Annotated in this window: 11 protein-coding genes and 1 CRISPR repeat array; all 11 genes read right to left on the bottom strand. The window is 62.6% G+C overall.

What is annotated here, in order from left to right; all coding sequences use genetic code 11:
- A complete protein-coding gene (gene cas7e / locus ACS8Y6_RS10180) occupies positions 1-1,146 on the bottom strand; it encodes a type I-E CRISPR-associated protein Cas7/Cse4/CasC (RefSeq protein ID WP_440848745.1) in 1,146 nt (381 codons plus the stop codon).
- Positions 1,147-1,148: 2 nt separating this feature from the next.
- Positions 1,149-2,222 (bottom strand): type I-E CRISPR-associated protein Cse2/CasB, encoded by a 1,074-nt coding sequence (casB, locus tag ACS8Y6_RS10175; RefSeq protein WP_440855502.1) that lies wholly within the window; start codon positions 2,220-2,222, stop codon positions 1,149-1,151.
- On the bottom strand, positions 2,219-3,784 hold the full coding sequence (gene casA, locus ACS8Y6_RS10170; RefSeq protein ID WP_440855501.1) for a type I-E CRISPR-associated protein Cse1/CasA: 1,566 nt from the start codon (positions 3,782-3,784) through the stop codon (positions 2,219-2,221). Before casA ends, casB begins: the two co-directional genes overlap by 4 nt.
- Before the next feature lie 404 nt (positions 3,785-4,188).
- Positions 4,189-6,885 (bottom strand): CRISPR-associated helicase Cas3', encoded by a 2,697-nt coding sequence (gene cas3 / locus ACS8Y6_RS10165; protein WP_440855500.1) that lies wholly within the window; start codon positions 6,883-6,885, stop codon positions 4,189-4,191.
- Between the two features lie 354 nt (positions 6,886-7,239).
- Complete coding sequence (locus ACS8Y6_RS10160; protein ID WP_440848741.1) at positions 7,240-7,512, bottom strand: type II toxin-antitoxin system RelE family toxin; 273 nt, start codon at positions 7,510-7,512, stop codon at positions 7,240-7,242.
- Positions 7,496-7,729: a type II toxin-antitoxin system RelB family antitoxin gene (gene relB / locus ACS8Y6_RS10155; RefSeq protein ID WP_440848740.1), complete on the bottom strand. Its 234-nt coding sequence runs from the start codon at positions 7,727-7,729 to the stop codon at positions 7,496-7,498. The genes ACS8Y6_RS10160 and relB overlap by 17 nt, the downstream gene beginning before the upstream one ends.
- 224 nt (positions 7,730-7,953) lie before the next feature.
- Positions 7,954-9,143: a CRISPR direct-repeat array (repeat unit 29 nt; unit sequence CGGTTCATCCCCGCGCCTGCGGGGAACGC).
- A gap of 182 nt (positions 9,144-9,325) precedes the next feature.
- Positions 9,326-10,162 carry an EamA family transporter gene (locus tag ACS8Y6_RS10150; RefSeq protein WP_440848739.1) on the bottom strand — a complete coding sequence of 279 codons (837 nt, stop codon included), beginning with the start codon at positions 10,160-10,162 and terminating at the stop codon, positions 9,326-9,328.
- 1,246 nt (positions 10,163-11,408) lie between these two features.
- Positions 11,409-11,798: a helix-turn-helix domain-containing protein gene (locus ACS8Y6_RS10145; RefSeq protein WP_440848738.1), complete on the bottom strand. Its 390-nt coding sequence runs from the start codon at positions 11,796-11,798 to the stop codon at positions 11,409-11,411.
- Positions 11,799-12,511: 713 nt separating this feature from the next.
- Complete coding sequence (locus ACS8Y6_RS10140; RefSeq protein WP_440848737.1) at positions 12,512-13,366, bottom strand: MurR/RpiR family transcriptional regulator; 855 nt, start codon at positions 13,364-13,366, stop codon at positions 12,512-12,514.
- Between the two features lie 248 nt (positions 13,367-13,614).
- Entirely contained in the window at positions 13,615-14,625 is a 1,011-nt protein-coding gene (locus tag ACS8Y6_RS10135) for a LacI family DNA-binding transcriptional regulator (RefSeq protein WP_440855499.1), read from the bottom strand.
- A 21-nt stretch (positions 14,626-14,646) separates the two neighbouring features.
- Positions 14,647-15,834 carry a phytanoyl-CoA dioxygenase family protein gene (locus tag ACS8Y6_RS10130; protein ID WP_440848735.1) on the bottom strand — a complete coding sequence of 396 codons (1,188 nt, stop codon included), beginning with the start codon at positions 15,832-15,834 and terminating at the stop codon, positions 14,647-14,649.
- Positions 15,835-15,921: the final 87 nt, after the last annotated feature.

Genomic DNA, 15,921 nt, shown 5'->3' with positions numbered 1-15,921 from the left:
CTACGCCTCCAGCGCCGTATCTGTGATTTCGCGTACGCGCTGGGCAAGCTGAACGAGGTTCGGCAACGCTTCACTTTGATCGTTGTCTTGCCACTGACCGGTCAGATCCAGATACAGCCACTGGTCGTGACCGTCGCTGTAGACGGCGGATAGCTTCTGGTCGGTCTTTTGCAAGCGCTGAACCGATTGTTCCGTGAGCGATTCGCGCAGATCCGCCGTTACCGGCTTTTCGAACGCGTTCGCGAGACTCATCGGCGAGACATGACGCAGGCTCACGCCGATGAAATCCGGCGCGTTGTGAGCCGCGAAGGTGTTCTGTTTGCCGGTGGGCACGGCACGCACGAACGCCGTGGCGAATGCCTCGATAGCCGATAAGGCAAGCTCACGATCCCCCTGCAGGTTGTCGAGCAGCTTGTTGATGTCGAGCACCGCGTAGCGATAGAAGGTGGCCGAGTTGAATTCGATCTGGCCGATCATGTCCGCGCCCGGCTCATCCTCGGGCCCCAGGTCGTCGTCGACCGCCGTGTAGTAATCGAATTCGCGTTCCACGCGATGCGTACTGATCGCATGGGCAACCTGACACGCGGCATCCTGGTTCACTGCCGGCAGATCGGCGAGCATGCGTCCGAACAGCGCAATGTCCACGGCCTTGCCGCCATCGAGAAGCGCCTTGGCTTTCTTAGTGACTTCCGGCGGCGCGGCCGCCTTGCGCTGTTTCTTGTTGGCGGTCGAATCGACATCCGCCAGTTCATCCCAGTGCTCGTCGACCAATTCGGCAAAGCCTGCAATTTCCTTCTCGCCAAGAAAGAGCAGATATTCGGTCTTTTCGCTGTCTTTCTTGGACAGGCTGAGCCCCGCCGCCGCCAGCGCGCTCTCGATCTTGCCCGCGGCTTCTTCCGGATCGCGATCATTCAATCGCTCGATCAGCAACCGCTTGAGGCGTTTGGTGCGAATGCCGCGGTGTGACTCGTCGATGAGGTTGTATTCGGCCGCCGCCAATCGCGTCGCCCGCTTGAAACACTGGCTGCTCACCCGTGCTCGGCGATGCCCACCGAAGATGGCATCCTTGGGCGCGCCCGTATCGTCGCGATTGAGATTCGACGGCGCGAAGTTCTGGATGATGTGGAATTCGAGGAATGCACGCATGTTCAGGCCCCCTGCTCTTGTGATGTTTCGGTTTGGGTATCGGGTTCGTTGCTACGCGGTATCCAGTAGAAATCCCGCGCCCATTGTTGGCGCCGCCGATCCAGACGCGCGATATTCGTTGACCGCGCCAACCAGATCGACAGGTCTTCGATAAGTAGTGTCGGGTCGTAACCGATCGCGGTATCGCGAAGCAAAGCCACCGCCTGGCGTAGATGGTCGGCCACGGTGTCGGCCGAGGCGCCGAGCACTGCAATAAAGCGACGTTCGATGCTTTCGCCGTCGTCTTTCTGATGAGCGGCCAGCCGGTTGAGCGCTGTGGCCAGGCTTCGGTTCGGCTCATACACCGGATGGATCGCGAACAGACCGGCCACGAGATAACGTGCGCGTCGTCTCGGATCGCTGCTTTTCCAGGCCGGGTCCACGAAGGGCTCTATCCACGGGAATACCGCAGGATCCTCGCCGGGCGGCAACGTCAGGCTTCGACGCAGACGCGCCAGCCCACTGGATTTGTCTTTCGTAAGGGTTACGAGGTGTTTCGTGAAGACCTCCGGATCGCTGTTTACCACCCGATCCGCGAACGCCGCCCGATAGAAATCGCGCCCCCAGCGTTGTCGTATCGCACGCCACCGATGCTCGTCCTTGCGCAGGTCGAGCCACAGCGCGATATCGGATATCAACTGGGCGTAGTCGAATCCGTAGCCGTCTGCTGCGAGCAGCGTCGTGGCCTGGCGCAGACGCGCAACCACCTGCTGTTCATCGGCTTCAAGCAATGCGATGAAACGCTGTTCGACGCTTGGATTGTCTCGTGTACGCCAAAGCGCGCCGAACGCTTCGGCGAAAGAGGCACGGGCGCGTTCCGGATGGCTGGCGAACAGGCCAGCCACGAGATACAGCGCGCGCCGATGCGGATCGTCGGCTTGTCGATCGCCACCCACAAAACGCTCCACGAGCGTTATTGCTTTTGGATCTTCACCAAGTTCCCGCGTCAGGCTGTGGCGCAGATGGGCGATTGCGCCGCGATCGTTCTGATGGAGCGTTTCGAGATAGTCGACGAATGTCTGCGCATGCGATGTCATGACTTGTCTCCGGGCGCTGCGCGTTTATTGGTGGGCGCATGTTTGCCGAGCAGCCCGACCAAACGCGGATAATGGCGGGCCTCTGAACGCAAGCCGCGGGGCGTACTCCCCAGTCCAACGACGACATCGTTCCAGGCGCGCCGCGCCGCTCGATCCAGCGCCTCGTTCCAGTGTCGCGTCGCCGCCGTGAAATCGCCGGCCCCGAGTTGCCGCATAAGCTCGGGCAAAGCGCGTTCGGCCGCAGAAAAATAGGTCGCCGTGAGCGGCCCGGCCGCTAGCAGGTTCTGGGCCCGTGCCTTGGTTTCCTTGTTATCCGGATCGGGCATGCTGTGCACGAGCATTGCGCGGGCGAGTGCTCGCAACGCGTAGTACAGCGCTTCGGCATCCGCCACTTTCTTCTGGAGTGTTTCGGAGCGATCCGGATCAATCAGAAGGTTCGCAGGCAGCACGATCTGTTCCATGCGCCAGCGCAGCAACTTGGCTTGATCGCTCGCCAAGCCGGCCACCATCAATGGCTGGTGACGATGCGCGCCGGGCCCGAGTGCTCGGTGCAGACTGGCCGCGTAGGCCATGACCGCCGCCGGGCGTCGATTTTCATTTTCTGTCGCAGGCCCGGGCACGAGCGCGGGCAGATCGCGCCAAGTCGCACGGCCCTCGGTGAAGCTGATGCGGACCGGGCCGTTCTGCCCGGCACGAAAGCTCGCCATCGGATCGGGCTGGGTATCGCTATCGCCCAGTGCCAATCCGGCACCGAAGCGCAGCCAACGGATATTGCCGTTATCTTCGCGCTGAAACAGCACGGCACGGCTCTGCCGTGTGTAGCGGTCGTTGGGTCCGGTGGCCAAAACTGGCGCATCACCAAGCTGACTTTCGGTTAGCGGCTCGCGTTCCCAGCTCGGTCTATCGGGTTCCGCATCGGATCGCCTTTGATCGGGATGCAGACCCAGGGCGATCGTCTCCGCGAGATTCTGACCCAACGGGATGACCGCGGCGGTATTGGCCAGCGCACCGGCCTTGTCCGAGCTGCGAAATACCTTGACCAGACCACCCGGAGTGAATTGCAGAAATCCGAGTAGCGTATTCAGCGCCTGTGCCGGAGTGAGTTCCGTCGGCTCGCTGTCGTAAGCGTGATCGAACACCACCGGCGTGTTCCCAGTCGCGCTCGCCAGCGAGATCTGGGCCACGCTCTTGCGTTTATCGCGGGTCGGCTTGGCCGTGTCCAGAACCGCCGCCTGCATGAACGGATGCGTGTCATGAAACAGCCAGAAACGGTCCTGCCAGTGCTCAAGATACGTGCGTATCGCCTCGATGGGCAGGCCATTGCGATACCAGCCGGCTCGCTCGGATTCGCGCCACCGCCCCTGCGCCATCGTGATCGCGCGATGGGTGATGGCCAGCAGCAACCGGTATTGCGCAACGAGCGTCGGCGGCGCGGTGTCGGCCAGCGCGACGATATCCCGGCTGCGTTCAAACACCTCCATCAATCCCATCGAGGTGACCGTGCCGTCTGTTAGACAGGCCGAAAGCCAAGGTTCTCGCAGCAAGTCATACGAGACGTCCATACCGATCCCCCTTTTTGGTTTTATTCACGCGAGTCGTACTCGACAACGATGCGAAATCGCTTCGCGCGCCAAAATGCGACGCCTGCAGCAAGAACGAAAACAATGCAAACAAGCAAGGCTGTTTGAGCCAGAGATAGACCGCTCAGTCGATGAAGCCAATCGATCAAGAGATAGCGGAAAATAAGCATGGCGGGTTGGACGCAGAGATATCAGAGCCTGTAGATTACTGTGGCACAATCTCATAATCAAGTGACGATTACTAGCGCAATTTTTTCCGCTCTCATGATTTATAATCTCGAAGATCCCTACTGGTAGGGATGAACCGTGACGGTTACTGGCGTAAACGCCGCCGTTCAACATTTCCCCGTGCCCACGGGGACGACGAGGGGAAGAGCTTCTTCCCCTCACCTCTCACCTGCTTCGTAAACAAGCCCCAGCGCCGGGTCCAGATAGAGCGACTGGCCGCCCAGCTCACAACGCCCGGCGACCAGCGGCATTGGATAGAGATGGCGCAGAAGCGGATGCTCATCGAATGCCAGTGGCCGCTCCGCTTGTTGGCAATGGAGCACGACCGCCTTGCGCGACACGCGCAACTGGCGCGCGTAGAGTTGGCCTGCGATATCGTCGGACGGCACCTGCGCCGGATCGATGGAGACCCCGTCGACCATCCAGGCGCCGTCGATTACATCGATCGGCACGAGATTCACCGAGTCCGGACCGAGCCGGGTCTTATTACGTTGCCCTTCTTCGTCGTCGCCACCGAACCAATGGTCTTGGTACACACTTAAGGGGTCGTCCGGGTCCAACGAGATATCGACCGCCTGCTGATGCTTGCCTTTCTCAGTGCCCAAATGCGCGCCGTAGGATTCGATCTGTATAAAGTCATTAATTTTTTCGTCGATCGAGGCCGGCAACTCGGGAAAGCTATAGACATGCTGCACCAGCGCATCGATATCGCCCGGCAGGCTTAGCGTGTCGCGCTCGCGTAGACAGGCCCAGGTATGGCCGAGCACGCATGGGTCGTAGACATACTCCCAGGCGGTTTCCTTGAGCGACGGCAGGCGATCGTGATGCAACCCCGCGACCCACAGGCGCGCTTGCTCATGCGAGGCCGGGCGCTGTCGGTCGTGGCGGTGCATGCGCCCCGCTCGCTGCAGAAGCAGATCGATAGGCGCGAGATCGCTCAGCATGAAATCGAAGTCCAAATCGAGCGATTGCTCGGCCACCTGGGTCGCGATTAGCAAGCCCCTGGCCGGGCGACGCCCGGCCTTGGCATCGCTCGATTCGCCGAAGAGTGCGAGGACGCGCTTCTCGATGTCGGCGCGCTGATCTGCCGGAAACCGCGCATGAAACAGCACCGTTTCGATGCCGTTTTCTTTAGCGTGCGACTCCAGCAAACGAAATAGTTGTTGCGCGCGATCGACCGTATTGACGATCACGGCCCCGCAACCACCCTCCTCAAGCAAGGCGATCGCCTGCTCCTTGATCGCCTCCAACGACTCGTCGACCCCATGCACCGTAATCGGCGCCTGCGGCCGGTAGCCAACCGTTATGCCGCGGACCGAGCGCGCATCGATTTGTGTCAACCGCGGGTAGTCGCTTTGGGGCAGCTCCTGCGGATCGGCACCCCAGGCCCGAACCAGTCGATCCCGTTTGCTCTGCGGCAGGGTCGCGCTCATGAGTACAACCGAGCTGCCCATGGCCTTGAGCCAACGCACGAGTGCCTCGATCAATACGCTGGTGTAAGTGTCGTAGGCGTGCACCTCATCCAGCACCACCACCCGATTCGCCAAGCCCCACAACCGTACAAAATGGTGTTTGGCATTGAGCACGCCGAGCAAGGCCTGATCGACCGTGCCCACACCGTACGGCGCCAACAATGGCCGACGCCGTTGGGAAAACCAGACCGAGGCCGACACGCTTTCCTGTTCGTCGTCCGCGATACCGCGGAGATGGCGTAGCTGCGCGTTCATCGCGGCGCCGCCATGAACGATTTTTACAGCCGTGGTTTCGTCGAAGGCTCGCAGAAACTGCTTGGTGCGGTCGAAAAGCGCATTGCCGGTCGCCTGTGTCGGCAAGGCGACGTATAGTCCGCGATGTGCATTCGCGGCCTGCAAGCGAAGATAGGCCAGATATGCCAACTCGGTCTTGCCTTCGCCCATAGGCGCTTCGACCAGCAGCAACGTGGGCCCTTTTGCGTCTTGCAGCAGCGCCTCGCCGGCCTGCTGCAACGGGCGTGGTGTCGTCGGTTTGCCGCGGATACGGCCGAGCAATGTCTCGGTTGCCAGGGGTTCGGACAGAAGGCTCTGAAAGCGTGGCCAACCGGCATCCACCAATGCATCGGTCGCGAGCAAACGCGCCTGCGCGTAATAATCGTGCAAATTATCGTGCCGCTCGCCGAGCGCGAACCATTCCACGTTGGACGCGATCCAATCCGCGGTGCTGGTCAGACCGGCCAGCCAATTCACCGCGACCAGATCCAGATCGTCGTGGCTCGGGCAGCCTAGAGGATTAAGCGTCTGCCAATACACGTCGAGTATTTCGCGACGCGCTCGCGCCCACTCGGCAGGCTCGTTGATAGGCCGACCATGAGCTGTCTCGTCCGCACGGAAATGACGGCCGTGATGCGCGGCGATCGCCTGCACGACCGCCAGTACCCATCCCCACGGCGCCTGGGTCAGCTCGCAGAGCGGTTTTGCTAGAAGCGCCGCGGTAGCTAGCGAGTGGTTTCCACGTTCCTCAGCCTGGTCCGGAAAAATAAGACCAGCCACCTCGGCACGCGCATGCCCCATTGGCCACTTGATTACGAACCCTGGGATGGCTTTACCAAAATCGTGCAACCCGGCAGTGGCGGCAATCCAGCGAATACAACCTTCCCTCGGCAAGCCAAACGCGTGGCTCGCCCAATCCAGGCTTGTCTCTGGCTCCCGTTCGAGCAGTGCTTCAACCACCGCAGCCACGTCCAGCATGTGGGCCAGCAGGTTGTGACCCTCCCCTTCATCTACCGCGCTTTTGGACCAGATCGAACGCGCCTGCGGGCTTAGCGCAGAAAACTTGGCTATGGATTGGATCGGACCTTTTCGGCTTTCTCGTTCTAGCATGCGTTTTCTCTTTTCCCCAAACCGACAGCGTTAGTGTGAGATACGCAGTGGGTCAATTCGTGACCCTGCGAGAACAACTCAGAGAAAAAACAGCGGACGCCGAACACGGAGGACGGGGTCGATACTTCAGACTCGGCGACAACAAACGATCGGCAGTCGAAACACCACAAGACGGCTGACCCAGCCGTGCAGATCGTGATCCGCCCGTTCCGGCAGGCGCAGGGAACGGTCAATGGCAGAATAGCCGCAAGGTTCAAGAGCCAGTTTCTACCCGCGCATACGGGGAATACAGGCAGCCGTCGCCGTGATATCCCGGCGCCGTCGGTTCATCTCCGCGCATACAGCGACTGCGAGTTAACGCCGCCGGTAAACACGCTTTCGATGCGCGATACGGACAACCAGAACGCGAAGGACGTCATCCTGAATATCACAGACGATGCGATAGTCGCCGACTCGAAAACGCCAATATTCCCGCAACTCGCCCTGCAGGCTTTTTGCTAATTGGCGCGGCTCGTCCGCGGCAGCAACACGCTCGCGCAGATAAGCGGAAATACGCCGCGCGGTTTGCGGGTCGAGCTTTTCCAGAGCCTTGCGCGCCGTGTCGGTGAGCTCAATCCGCCAGGCCAAGACCGCGCTCTATCTCATCAAGATCGTAAGTGGCCTCGCTGCCCTCATCGACACGAGACATAACTTGGTCAGCCAGGTAGATATCTTCCAGATCCTCGATCTGACTTTCTACGGCCTGGCGAACGTAAAACGTCTTCGTTCGCCCGGTGAGCCGCGCGAGCCGCGTGAGCCGGGCATCCAGTTCGTCGTCGGCACGAAAATTGATCATTCGGCTCATTGCCTCGCCCCCTTACGATGTACGTGTAAATCATAAGGGCTGCGGAGAAAGTTGCAACTCGTTTGACAACGACATTAAGGCGATAGGCGATGCACAGACAGGTTTTGTCCGCTCGTCGCTACATCAGACATAGACGGGTGAGCGCATACAGTAAGTCAATGCCCCGGCTATGCGTGCGCCCACGGGTAACACGCTGTCTCTGAGCGCCCGTCGATAGACGATAGAGGTTCATCTCCGCGCGTGCGGGGAACAGACGTCGATGGCGCCGGCATCTTGGCCCGCATGCGGTTCATCCCCGCGCCTGCGGGGAACGCACGACCTTTTCGACCTGAGCAGGTGATTTCATCGGTTCATCCCCGCGCCTGCGGGGAACGCGAAGCTGGGCTTCCGCGACGCCGGATCAGATCCGGTTCATCCCCGCGCCTGCGGGGAACGCCAACGCATTGGCCTACCAACTGCATTGGTCGCACGGTTCATCCCCGCGCCTGCGGGGAACGCGGCCGCGGCGTCGTCGAGCGCACGAACGCGGACGGTTCATCCCCGCGCCTGCGGGGAACGCGCTTCGCGCTCGGCGAACGAAGCCGCGTCGGCCGGTTCATCCCCGCGCCTGCGGGGAACGCCGCCGATCGTCATCCGACAGCGGCCGATCCGGCGGTTCATCCCCGCGCCTGCGGGGAACGCATTTCGCTTCCCCGGTCTGCTTGGGCCAATCCCGGCTCATCCCCGCGCCTGCGGGGAACGCACGCTGGAAATCAGCGTCAAGCAGGACATCGACGGTTCATCCCCGCGCCTGCGGGGAACGCTCCGGAGACGCCGAGCCGGGCGCCGGCCTTGGCGGTTCATCCCCGCGCCTGCGGGGAACGCCGGCACAACATTCTGCTGGTAGAAATGATTGGCGGTTCATCCCCGCGCCTGCGGGGAACGCCTGTTCCTTCGTGGATGAGCGGCGCGGGCTCCCGGTTCATCCCCGCGCCTGCGGGGAACGCGGGTCTGAATCCGCCCGTGTTCGCGCCGTTTGCGGTTCATCCCCGCGCCTGCGGGGAACGCCGGCGCCCCCAGATCCGCCGCTATAGCAATAGCGGTTCATCCCCGCGCCTGCGGGGAACGCATCACCGCTAACGCGGTGTAACCGGGCGCCATAGGTTCATCCCCGCGCCTGCGGGGAACGCCCAAGGCGGTCGGCGGCTTGAGCTTGCGAGACCGGTTCATCCCCGCGCCTGCGGGGAACGCGCTTCCAGTGCGCTCGCCTGCGACTTGTTCAGGCGGTTCATCCCCGCGCCTGCGGGGAACGCCCCTTGGCGGTGACACCCGGCGAAACCGTGACCGGTTCATCCCCGCGCCTGCGGGGAACGCGTGTTGCCGAACGTTCCGGTGCCGGGGGTTTTCGGTTCATCCCCGCGCCTGCGGGGAACGCTCTAAAAATACATCGCTGTTTTAACAGGGATTTTAAAGACAGGGAAAAAGCACCAACCTGAACGCCGGTATTTCAGTGCTGTTAAAGAGCGTCATATGTAGTCGTATTTGTCGTTCGACGACCTCCCCGAGCATAGCCTCTACGGCCAAACCTGGCTGGTAAAACGTCCGCCCTGGCAGTAATCAACCCAGCGTAATCAGGGTAATCGCGACGACGGCGGCTACGAGCCCGCAGGTCTGCGCCGCGTTCCATCGCTCGCCGAGGAAAACACGGGCGAGCAGGATGGTCACGGCCGGATAGAGCGCTGTCAGCACGGCGACGATCGACAATGGGCCGCGCCCGGTGGCAGTCAAAAGCAATAGATCGGCCGCGCCGCCGAACACGCCGGCCGTCAGCAGGAGTGCGAGAGCGGCGGTGTCGACAGGGATGGGGCGCGGCTCTTTCAGGGCGAACGGCAGAATCAACACGCCGGCCAGGGCAAGACCCGGCACGAGCGGCCAGAATCCAGCAGCCGCGCCGGCCTGATCCAGGGCGATGAACAAAACGGCGAACCCGGCGCCGCTGATCAACCCCTCGAGCACGCCCGGGCGCGCCTTGGTTTTCACCGTTGTATCGCGATGCCAGGATACGAGCCCGATGGCGGGCAACGCGAACACGAGGCCCAGGCCGGCCAGCGATGTGAGATGCTCGCCCAGGGCAATACCCGTGAGCGCGGGCACCACGGCGGCCACCACCGCCGACAACGGCGCCACGACGCTGATGCGCCCGACGACGAATCCGCGATACAGCGCCATCGTGCCCGCGGCACAGCCGATGCCGGCAACCAGCCCCCACCCTAACGCCGATGCCGTGAAACCGTGATGCGTTTCCATCGTCACGGCGACCACCGCCATCAGAAAGGCCACGATCTGGACGAACAACGCGACGACGCCCGCGCCCAGCCGCCGCCCGCCCACACCGGCGGCGAAATCGCTTGCGCCGTAGGCCACTGCCGCCAGCAATCCCAGAATAACGGTCATGTTGACGAATGGACTGAAAACCAGGGGCGAAGACAGTATCAGAAAGGGCGTGGCCATAGCCGGCCATGCTCAACGCCATGGATGAAACGTCCCTCCCTCGCTCCGACCCCGAGCTCCCAGCTGATCCAGGCCGGATGGGCCCGGCGATAAGGCGGGAGCGGCTTATCGTCCGGCCCCGAGTTGCCCGGCATGCAGCGACGGGACCAACTTGGCGCTCAGCCTATCTCCCGCAGATGCGGCTGTGATCGCAAAATAACCACATCTTGGCCGCAGTACATAAATCAGCGCCCGATTCAACCGAACCGACCACACAGGGCAGCTCTCGATCCGGCTGCCGCGTCCTGGCGCCGGCTAGCGCGCGGGATTTCCTCCCCGACGGCCTTCAAGGCAGGAAACATACGACTGGCCAGCATCAGCTGCATTCGTCCGTAGCAACAAACGAGGTCTTGGCGGTCGGGGGCCGCACCCTGCGAATGCAGGGCCAGCATGTGCTCCAGCGCGCAGTACAGGTTATGTATCACGTGCGGGGCACACTCCGCCGCGTCGACCTGCCGCTCCAGCTCCGAGATAGCGCTATGCTGTCCACCGCAGGCGTGCGACCGGTTTCGAACGGCTGCACGTAAGGGCTTCTCCGGCTCGTTTTTTCGGGGTCCTTGCATATCACGGCCAGCCAGGTTGTCGCGTTGTTTGTTAGCGCGCCGAGCGACGCTCACCGCCTGCTACGCAGCCAAGCGACGATCGCCACGCCAGCAGTTTAAGCATTTTATTACTTATTAAATTTTATATTCAAGTTTTATGTTACTCATCTTGAGCTCGACCATGCAATAGCCGAGACGAACCCGGACTTTAGACGCTATCAGGCCCGGGCCTGCCCGCCCGGTTGCGCCCGAGACAAGAAAGCAAAAAGCCGCCAGGCTTTCCCATGAGCGGCTATGCAAAGCCATTTCTCACGGAACGAGGCGCGCAATCAGCCGCCACACCTCAGCCATCGCCACAGCACATTGCGAAGGCAAAGAGCGCCGACATCGTCAGGGCCGTTCGAAACCGCTGGCGCGCGCACGAGGCAAGGCACGAAAGGCAAACACGCCGAGCACTTACCCGCCCCGGGCGGTCACCAGTCCTTCGTGTTGTGTAACACGGGCACAGCCCCTGATACGGACTGCATCGCAACCATCCGTACTAACGAGACTTTTTGGCGCGAATTTTGACCTACGCCAAGGGCACCATGGATTGCGATGCAAGTGGCCTAGGTTGCCCCCGACCCGCCCTGCTCGCCATCGGGCCCGGCATGCCGGCCATAATAGGCTTCGCGCTCAGCGACACGGTCGATGTAATGCCGTCCCTGGTCGGAGGCCTTGGTGTAACACAGGAGCAGGTGCTCGACTGACGGCAAATCGACCAGCTGCTCGGGCAGGCGCGGCAGCATCAGATGCCAAATATTCAGGTCGAAGGCGGCGGCCAGCTTGTCCACGGTTGCCAGAGTGGGCTGTTTTTCCTGATTCAGGATATTGCTGATGCTTTTCTGGCTGACACCGCTTTTTTGCGACAAGCGCCCCTGCGACCAGCCCTTGAGGCCCATCAAATGTCGCAGATTACGCGCAAGAACCCCCCGCGGGTCGGGACGGGCGTCACCCATGCAGAGCACCTTGGTTGTCGATCACTTACCCCGCCGTTCATGCTATGCCCCCGGCCCAGTACTAGGGTGTCGCCCGTTTCAGTATTAATGTACTCGCCGATCATTGAAACATTCCTCGCGCGCTGCTGCTTTACCCCAGCATTGCTCTCGTGGCCCAAGCGTTATAAGCCGTGGCTGACGCCATGGCGCGGCCCATGACGATGCATGACGCGCAGCCACGCCCCACACGGACAACACGATTGTCGCGGCTTTGCTATTGGTCGACGCATCGAAGCGCCCGAGTGCCCCGATAGCCCAACGACTATCGGGCCCTTCAGCCGCTTCATACGGCATCGCGTGGTGTGCGCAATGGACCGCGTCTGCGGCGGCCAACCCGCAACGGCTTGCAACGACAGGATGGTCAGAGTGCCTGCTCAGACTAGGGTCTGTTGCCGTTTCGCGCGCGTCCGCGCCAAACGCTGTTTTGCGGCAAGACGAGGCGTAGCGAAGGTCGCGTAGTCGTTCTACGCGAGAGAGCACCAACGCTGGATTGCCGTCGTGTCGTTAATCTTTGGGCGCTTGTCCCTTCGGGTTGGGCGGCAAATCCGCCGATACGGCGTTGCGCGTCTTGATCGTGGCTCGCCACGACCGGCGACGCGCGCCTTGTCTCGACGGATTTGCGGTCTCCAACGCGGCACGTGTACGAAACGGCAACAGGCCCTGGCAACACCGTGTCACGACCGGCGCTCGTCCGGCTGCCCATCCAGAGCGAGCCCCACCGCGACGGTCAACGCCTGAGCCAGGCACATGGATGCCGTGAGCGAGCGGAAGTTGTGCATCTCCGCATCGTGGACTTCGAGGCAGACCGTGGCGTGTGCGGCCACCGGACTGAGCGGGCTGTCGGTGAGCACGACGACCGGCGTGCCCTGCTCGGTGGCGTGCCGAATGGTTTCGGCGGTTTCCTCGGCATAAGGATGAAACGAGACGGCGAACAATACATCACCGGGCCGTACGCGCGCGGTCTGCTGCGCGAGCATGCCGCCGAGCCCGTCCAGCAGGCAGGCATTGGCCTGAATCCGGCTTAGCGCATAGGCCATGTAGGTCACCACCGGGAACGACCGGCGCTGCCCGCAGAGGTGGATGCACTCGGCGCGGGCCATAATCCGCGCCGCCGTCGCCAGGCCCTCGGCATCGATCTCGTCGGCGAGATGATCGAGTGCCATGCGATTGGCCTGGCAGAACTGACGCAACACGCCGTGGGGCGTGAGCGCCTGGGTATCGTTTTCCTCTTCCCGGCGCAGCCGGCGCAGACGCTCGCTATAGCTGGAGGCGGTTTCGGCCAACCGGGTCTGGTACACCCGTTGCAGCTCGGAGAACCCGGAATAGCCGAACGCCTTGGCGAAACGGATGATCGCCGAGGGCTGCACACCGGCCCGGTCGGCGATGACCGCCGTGGTTTCCAGCGCCATGTCGTTGGGATGGTCGACAGCGAACTGAGCGATCTGCTGCAGTCGCTTACTCAGGTTCTTGTATTCGGCCAATATCCGGCGCTGTAGCTCGGACGGCGTTTCCGGTGCCTGTTCGGTCATGACTGGGTCGGGATCCTCGGATTGTGTATCGACGCGCGCTCGGCGCGTGCCCGCTGCATATACGCATTTTCTGGAATAAATGCATCACAAATCAAATGATCGGTTCAGCCGAAACACACTTGATGTCCGGCGGAGGTGCCATATCCGCAATTTCTCAAACATTTTTCGCGCCGATAATCTGTTGCGCTTCTGGCATTTTTATATCAATACCGATAGCCGCGTATCCTGGATTTCGCACCAAGGTGGCATCACATGTTCCACGGCGTGACGATGACCGCGCGGCTGGCCTCGCTTTCGGCAGCCCGGCCATGCCGACGGAAACACAGCAAGTGTCGGATCGCCCGCGCGGCATCGGCCCGCAGGTCGTGATCAACCACGGCGTCGATGCGCCCGGCGCGCAGCAGGCCGCGGTTTTCGTCGTCGAGATCATGACCCACGAAGACCACATCGCGATCGCCCGCTTCATCCAACGCGCGCAGCAACCCGCGGTTGCCACCGCCCATGCTATAGATGCCGGCGATGGGCCCACGCGCCGAACGCGTGGCGCGGGCGAGTTCGTAGGTTGCCTGATCGAGGCCATGGCCGCCGTCGATGGCAACCACGTCGGCGCACGGGCAGCGCGCGGCCATGAAATCGGCGAAGCCGCGCCAGCGATCGTGCTCGCCGTGAAAACCGCGGCTGCCGAGGTTGGCCAGCACCACGCCGCCGCGTTGGCCAAGAACACGCGATAACAGGAAAGCCGCAGTTCGCCCGGCCGCGGCGTTGTCGATTCCGACATACGCAAGACGGCCGTTGGCGCCGATATCGGTGGCAAAGGTGACGACCGGAACGCCGCGTGCCACCAGCGACTCGACCGCCGCGATGACCGCCGGGTGCTCGGGGGCCTTGAGTATCACGCCATGCGTGGCCTTGGGTTCGAATACGCCCAGATCTGCCGCAATGCGCTCCGGGCTCATGCGTTCGTCGGCATGGAAACGCGGCGCGATACGCAGCGGTGCCATCGCGGCAGCGGCCGCCACGAATGCGCGGCGCACCGCCTGGCTGAAGCGTTCCGGGCTGTTGAGCAACACATCGAATGTCAGCCCGTGGCCGGCGGGAATGCCGGCTTCGACCTGCTCTTCGAGTTCCCGGATCGCCGCGTCCACTCGGCGCCGGGTCTGCTCGTGGACGTGCGCGCGGCCATGGCGCACCCGATCCACCGTGGCCGCGCTCACCCCGGCCTGGGCTGCAATCTGCTTGACGGTGAACCGGTGCGTCACGCGTTCTCGCCCGGCGGCCCGTCAGTCGACCCGGCGACGGTCGAGCTGCGCGTCGAGTTGCGACTCGAACGTATCCGCATCGAGCTGTTCGCCGACCGCGCGGATCAATAGTTCGCATTGCGTCTCCGGCGCCATGCCGGCCGTCGGCTGGTCGCGGTCCAGATTGGTGGGGAAACCATAGCCCTCGGCCGTAGCCTTGGCCGTGCGCACGACCGTATCGCGCTCGCCCTGGCGTGCGCGCCGGCACAGCTCGGCATAGATCGCCCGGCACATCCGCGCCCGGTCCAGGCGGCCCATCGCCCGCCCGAAGGCCGAGGAAATCTGGAGCAGGTTCGCCATGCGGCGGATATCGGCCGAGCGATTGCTGCCGGCGGCATGAAACAACGCGGGGTTGAAGAAAACCGCATCGCCCGCCACCAGCGGCAACTGTACGTGACGCTCGGTGAAGTAGCGCTGGAATTCGGGCCTGGCGGTGGCAAGAAAACCCAACTCATAGCGCTGGGAATACGGAAGATACAGCGTCGGCCCGCTCTCCACGGGCATGTCGCAATGCGCGACCGCGCCCTGCAGCGTCAGCTGCGAGGCAAAGCGATGGACATGCGCCGGAAAACGCTCGGCCTGTTCGGTCGACATGAAGCCAAGATGATAATCGCGGTGCGCGCTCTGGGCAGCGCCGCCCGGATTCACCACGTTCAGGTCGGAGGTGACCTGATACATCGGGCCCAGCCAGGCTTCGCTGACCAGCTCGATCACCGGGTTGGCGTAGTAATCGATGTAAGCCCCCGGATCGCGTTCGGCCAGCTTCTGCTGGACGCGCCAGACGCGGTCGTTGGCGCCGGGCGTGGCGAAATGATCGCCGGCGGCCGTGCCCGCGGCGTGTTGCGCATCGATCATCTCCTGAAAGCGCGCAGTCGCACGGTCGAGCGTAGCCCGGCCGAACGCGCCGCTGAATACGACGATGCCCGGGCCCTCGAGCATGGCTTCGGCCAGTTCGGCCTGAAGGTCGGCGCGGGCCGCCGCCGACAGCTCCGCCACGTGGCGACCGTCGTAGATGGGTACGTTGCGTTCGATGCGCGCGGCGAGCGGATAATCCTCGGCGCGGGTCGTCCGGTCGAGGCTGGCGACGAAATCGTCGAGCCGGCAATCATCGGCATGCAGCCAGACCCGGTCGGCGGGCGTCGTGTGTTGTGTCTTGTCGTGGGCCAGCATGGCTCTCCTCCGGTTTCGCGTGGGGTTATTGCGGTTCCATTATTTGAACCGACCCGGCCCGCCCACAACGCGAAATCACCTCAAAAA

It is taken from the genome of Salinisphaera sp. RV14 (assembly GCF_052044135.1).
In the GTDB taxonomy this organism is placed as follows: Bacteria; Pseudomonadota; Gammaproteobacteria; order Nevskiales; family Salinisphaeraceae; genus Salinisphaera.
This window is presented reverse-complemented; position numbering and strand designations above follow the sequence as displayed.

Coding starts and splice junctions, on each gene's coding strand:
- cas7e (WP_440848745.1), bottom strand. CDS start 1,146: ATGCGTGCATTCCTCGAATTCCACATCATCCAGAACTTCGCGCCGTCG.
- casB (WP_440855502.1), bottom strand. CDS start 2,222: ATGACATCGCATGCGCAGACATTCGTCGACTATCTCGAAACGCTCCAT.
- casA (WP_440855501.1), bottom strand. CDS start 3,784: ATGGACGTCTCGTATGACTTGCTGCGAGAACCTTGGCTTTCGGCCTGT.
- cas3 (WP_440855500.1), bottom strand. CDS start 6,885: ATGCTAGAACGAGAAAGCCGAAAAGGTCCGATCCAATCCATAGCCAAG.
- relB (WP_440848740.1), bottom strand. CDS start 7,729: ATGAGCCGAATGATCAATTTTCGTGCCGACGACGAACTGGATGCCCGG.
- ACS8Y6_RS10150 (WP_440848739.1), bottom strand. CDS start 10,162: ATGACCGTTATTCTGGGATTGCTGGCGGCAGTGGCCTACGGCGCAAGC.
- ACS8Y6_RS10145 (WP_440848738.1), bottom strand. CDS start 11,798: ATGGGTGACGCCCGTCCCGACCCGCGGGGGGTTCTTGCGCGTAATCTG.
- ACS8Y6_RS10140 (WP_440848737.1), bottom strand. CDS start 13,366: ATGACCGAACAGGCACCGGAAACGCCGTCCGAGCTACAGCGCCGGATA.
- ACS8Y6_RS10130 (WP_440848735.1), bottom strand. CDS start 15,834: ATGCTGGCCCACGACAAGACACAACACACGACGCCCGCCGACCGGGTC.